This window comes from Acinetobacter sp. USHLN143, from assembly GCF_037145695.1.
Classification (GTDB): domain Bacteria; phylum Pseudomonadota; class Gammaproteobacteria; order Pseudomonadales; family Moraxellaceae; genus Acinetobacter; species Acinetobacter fasciculus.
In genome coordinates this window covers 1-4146 of sequence record NZ_JBBCWZ010000132.1, presented here as the reverse complement: position 1 = coordinate 4146, position 4146 = coordinate 1, and the positions used below count along the sequence as shown (strand labels likewise).

The 4146-nt window shown below is 37.6% G+C and carries 2 protein-coding genes and 4 pseudogenes; 5 read left to right on the top strand and 1 reads right to left on the bottom strand.

Going from position 1 to position 4146, the window contains the following annotated elements; genetic code table 11:
* From WFH18_RS17010 to WFH18_RS16985, 5 genes and pseudogenes are all read left to right on the top strand, one after another.
* Positions 1 to 457: IS66 family transposase (locus WFH18_RS17010; protein ID WP_032071427.1), on the top strand; the 457-nt coding region annotated here is incomplete at its 5' end.
* 31 nt (positions 458 to 488) lie between these two features.
* Positions 489 to 746: pseudogene (locus WFH18_RS17005) on the top strand (hypothetical protein); the annotation flags it as partial.
* A 468-nt stretch (positions 747 to 1214) separates the two neighbouring features.
* A pseudogene (locus tag WFH18_RS16995) lies at positions 1215 to 1663 on the top strand (IS3-like element ISAcsp5 family transposase); the annotation flags it as partial.
* Positions 1661 to 1951: pseudogene (locus WFH18_RS16990) on the top strand (HNH endonuclease signature motif containing protein); the annotation flags it as partial. The pseudogenes WFH18_RS16995 and WFH18_RS16990, both read left to right, overlap by 3 nt.
* Before the next feature lie 535 nt (positions 1952 to 2486).
* A complete protein-coding gene (locus WFH18_RS16985) occupies positions 2487 to 3719 on the top strand; it encodes an ATP-binding protein (protein WP_001255534.1) in 1233 nt (410 codons plus the stop codon).
* A gap of 344 nt (positions 3720 to 4063) precedes the next feature.
* Here the strand turns inward: WFH18_RS16985 and WFH18_RS16980 are convergent.
* Positions 4064 to 4146: pseudogene (locus WFH18_RS16980) on the bottom strand (IS1 family transposase); the annotation flags it as partial.

Genomic DNA, 4146 nt, shown 5'->3' with positions numbered 1-4146 from the left:
AGCAGAACTCAGGAAAAAGACCGATGGTACAGCGGAAGACCGCCGCGAATACCGACAACAGCATAGTCAACCAGTGATGCAACAACTATATGAATGGCTCAACCAACATCATCTGACAGTGCCATCGAGTTCTCCCACCGCCAAGGCTATCAATTACACTCTGAAGCGTTGGCCAGCCTTAAGCCGCTATCTGGATGATGGCAATCTACCGATATGCAACAATTGGGTAGAGAATCAGATGCGTCCCTGGGCGTTGGGACGCAAGAACTGGCTGTTTGCAGGTTCGCTGCGCAGTGGTCAGCGAGCGGCAAACATCATGACTTTAATCCAGTCAGCAAAGCTGAATGGCTTGGATCCGTATGCCTATTTAAGTGATGTGCTGAAAAGGTTACCGACACACAAAGTGACCCAAATTGAAGAATTGCTGCCGCACTGCTGGAAACCTAAATCGAATTAAAAAATAGGTATGGGATTCAGCGGACGCTTACTCAGACACTTATAATTGGTTAATAAAAAAATGGTTGTATGAAAGTAATGTAACAAAAGTATTGATGCATTTTACGGCAGAAGATAAACCTATGCTTTCACTTCTTATAGAACATCAGTTTTTTCCGGTAGTGATGAAACATAATAAATATGATTATTTTAGAATAATGTCTCAACAAGCGTCATTAAGCGCCGTGCGATGGGTACTTGCGTGGTTGAGTGTACGATATTTAGCGATTGGAGATCATATCAGAATCTAAGTATATATGACTTACGCACGCTTTGTTACACAAAGGTTTGAAAGACAGCGCTACCTTAATTGAGCTAATTTCAAGTGACAACTTGGATATAAGTGCAGCCAAATTCTGTGAATTCGTTCGAGATAGCTACGTGTGCATGAATATCATTTACCTGACTAGGAAAATTTCTTGCTGCTCATTTATAGCTTAATAATAGCGACTTAAGTATTTTTTATGGATCAACAGAACCAAAAAACATCGCATTATCTATTGTGTTTTGTCTGCTGCTGGAAGCTATGTAACATGATTCCTTAGGGGAAATAGCCTAAGCTTAATAAGTGATTAAAAGACCTGAAAATCCGCGAATTTGATTTTTTTCTTCGCTTTCAATTTGATCCATATGATGTGGGTATAGGATTTTAGACCACGCCTATAAGTGATAATCTACTCCCCAATAAGCATGGGAAATGCTTGTTTTTGGAGTCAACCATGACACGAAGAAAACGTCGTAATCATTCAGCAGAGTTTAAAGTTAAAGTTGCTCTCGCAGCAATTAAAGGCGACCACACACTCGCTGAACTTTCTACTCAATTCGATTTACATCAAAACCAAATCATCGATTGGAAAAATCAACTGCTTGAGCAATCAGTCAATATTTTTTCACGACCAACAGCACAACAAGAACCAGAGATTGACCTCAAAGCTTTACATGCCAAGATAGGACATCAGGCATTGCAAATTGATTTTTTAGAAGGTGCGCTCAGAAAAATAGGGCAGCTGAGCGGCAAAAAATGATCGATAAGACCCATCAACTTTCGGTACGACAACAATCGCAATTGATTCAAATCAATCGCAGTACGTTGTATTACAAGCCCAAAGAGATTTCATCAACTGATTTGAGTTGGATGCGTCTGATCGATGAAATTCATCTCGACTATGTGGAGTCGATTAGTCCAATTTCTCGGCCAAAGCCAAAGGCCTTTTCGGCATTAACCAAGAGTCTGCTTAAGCACAATTTTGTGGTGGGTAATCATAACTTTTGCCTCATTTGTGATGGATTGATCTATCTTGATTCTACTGAATCGGATCATAGGATTGCCAAAGCCGTAGGTGGGCAAGGCGTTCTAGAGAATGGTCTGCTGGTTCATCCCATCTGTAATAGGATGAAATCAGATCTGAGCCTGGAAGAGATTAGAGCGGATTTGTTTGGTGAATTACTGTATTGAGCAGCAGAGGGGGTAAATTAATTTTCTAAAATTTATCAATGATTTAACTTTTGATATATTCAGCCAATGTGGTTGTTTTTAATTCACTTTAGAATCACAACCAGAAACTAGCTGTAGTTTCTGAATGACCGTCAAGGTCCTTAGTTTTGCCTATAGATTCCCCCTATGGGCATTTTTTTTGATCAAAAACATGTATAGGTGACTTTAAAATAAACCTTTTAGCAATTCATACGCAATAAGGCTGATACCATTAGCACAATAAAAATGAGTTCCACTCTAGTTAACATCTTAGTTCCATTTACTTTTCACTTAATTTATATAGCAGTTAACTCGTAGCATCAATGAAATAACATAACATGGAAAATAATCAAAAAGACAGAATTTGGATTTTGATCAGATCTGCTGTTTACATGCTTCTACAGTAGCTTTGAATGTTTCACTTAACCTTTAAACTTTTTCTAAAATTAAATATATTTACATATATGTTCTAAAATTTGATAGAATTTATTAAAACTTTAGATTCTAAGTGTAAATAATGAGAAGCGCTAATATTCGACGTGATGGCTACTTAAAATTTCTGAATACATGGCAAGACCGTGATGTCATTAAAGTACTTTCAGGTGTGCGTCGCTCTGGAAAATCCACCTTATTGGCGATGTTTCAACAAGACCTAAAAGCACAGGGTGTACAAGCCGAAAACATCATTGCCATCAACTTCGAATTTATGGAATTTGAAGAACTCACCGATTACCGTAAACTACATGATTATGTATTGTCCAAAGTTGATAAAAGTAAAAAAAACTATGTTTTTTTAGATGAAATACAACATGTTACAAATTTTGAGAAAGTAGTCGACTCTTTATATGTTCGGGATTATATCGATTTATATATTACAGGCTCAAATGCATTCTTTCTAAGTGGAGAACTTGCGACTTTACTTACAGGACGCTATATCGAGCAACACGTTCTACCTCTGTCATTCCAAGAATTTAAACAGTGGCATATTGAAAATAATCCGATCATCCAACAATTATCCAATCGTGATTTGTATGCCATGTATACGCGCAGTAGTTTCCCTTATACGCTTGCCATGACTAGCCAGCAGGAAACTTATGATTACTTGCAAGCGGTCTATGCCAGTGTAATGTTTAAAGATGTTATTCCTCGTTTGAATACTGCCGATATTAACTCTCTCGAGCGTGTCGCAAGATATTTGGCAAGCGTGACAGGCTCACCTATTTCCATCAATAAAATTAAAAATACCTTTGTTTCAAGTGGGGTTAAGATTTCATTTGAAACAGTAAAACGCTATATTCAGGGCTTACAGGACAGTTTGTTATTTTATAGTGCCGCACAGTTTAAAGTACGCGGGCGTGAGTTATTACAATCCTCTGAAAAATACTATTTAGTTGATGTCGGATTGCGCCGGATTATGTTGCCTGATGCTAATGCTGATCAAGGTCATATCTTAGAAAATGTGATTTATCTTGAGCTTGTCAGACGAGGTTATACGGTCTATGTAGGGCGGGTTGATGAATATGAAATTGATTTTGTTGCTGTCGATACTTTACAGAATTTAACTTATTATCAGGTGGCATTAGAAACGCTCAATGAGGAGACACTCAGCCGAGAGTTACGTCCATTACAGAAAATTTCTGATTCGTATCCCAAGTATTTGCTTACCTTAGACACGATAGGGACTGAAGCGAATTATAATGGTATTGTAAAAATGAGTGCTCTCGATTGGTTGCTATCTGAAAATAAGTAAAGTTGAGGGTAGACATGGATACTCTTATTTATTAATTAAAACTCAAAGACTTTTCAGCATCATTCAAGAATGTATTCAAGCATAATTTCTGCTCCAATTGTGATGGATCGATTTACCTCGATTCGATTGAGTCAGACTATCATGATTGAGCCAGAGTCGCTTACTGAAAGTAGCGAGAATTGCGCTGGAGTTTCTGAAGGATATTAATTCCTTAGTTTGCCCATTCATCCATCTGGGCATTTTTTTTGATTAAAATACAATGCTGTTCTTGCTAAAAAATGACGGCACCCACCATAAAACACAATATTCCAAAAATAGGTGGTGTTTCAAAAAGTATGCTGGCATTAAACGAATCCATTATTGATATAAAAGAACACTAAATCAAAGGCTTTGAAATGATTTTCAAGCTTTTTGGAGAAGTTGCAGC

Excerpts from the sequence above, each read along its gene's own strand:
- WFH18_RS16985 (WP_001255534.1), top strand. The coding sequence starts at position 2,487 with ATGAGAAGCGCTAATATTCGACGTGATGGCTACTTAAAATTTCTGAAT.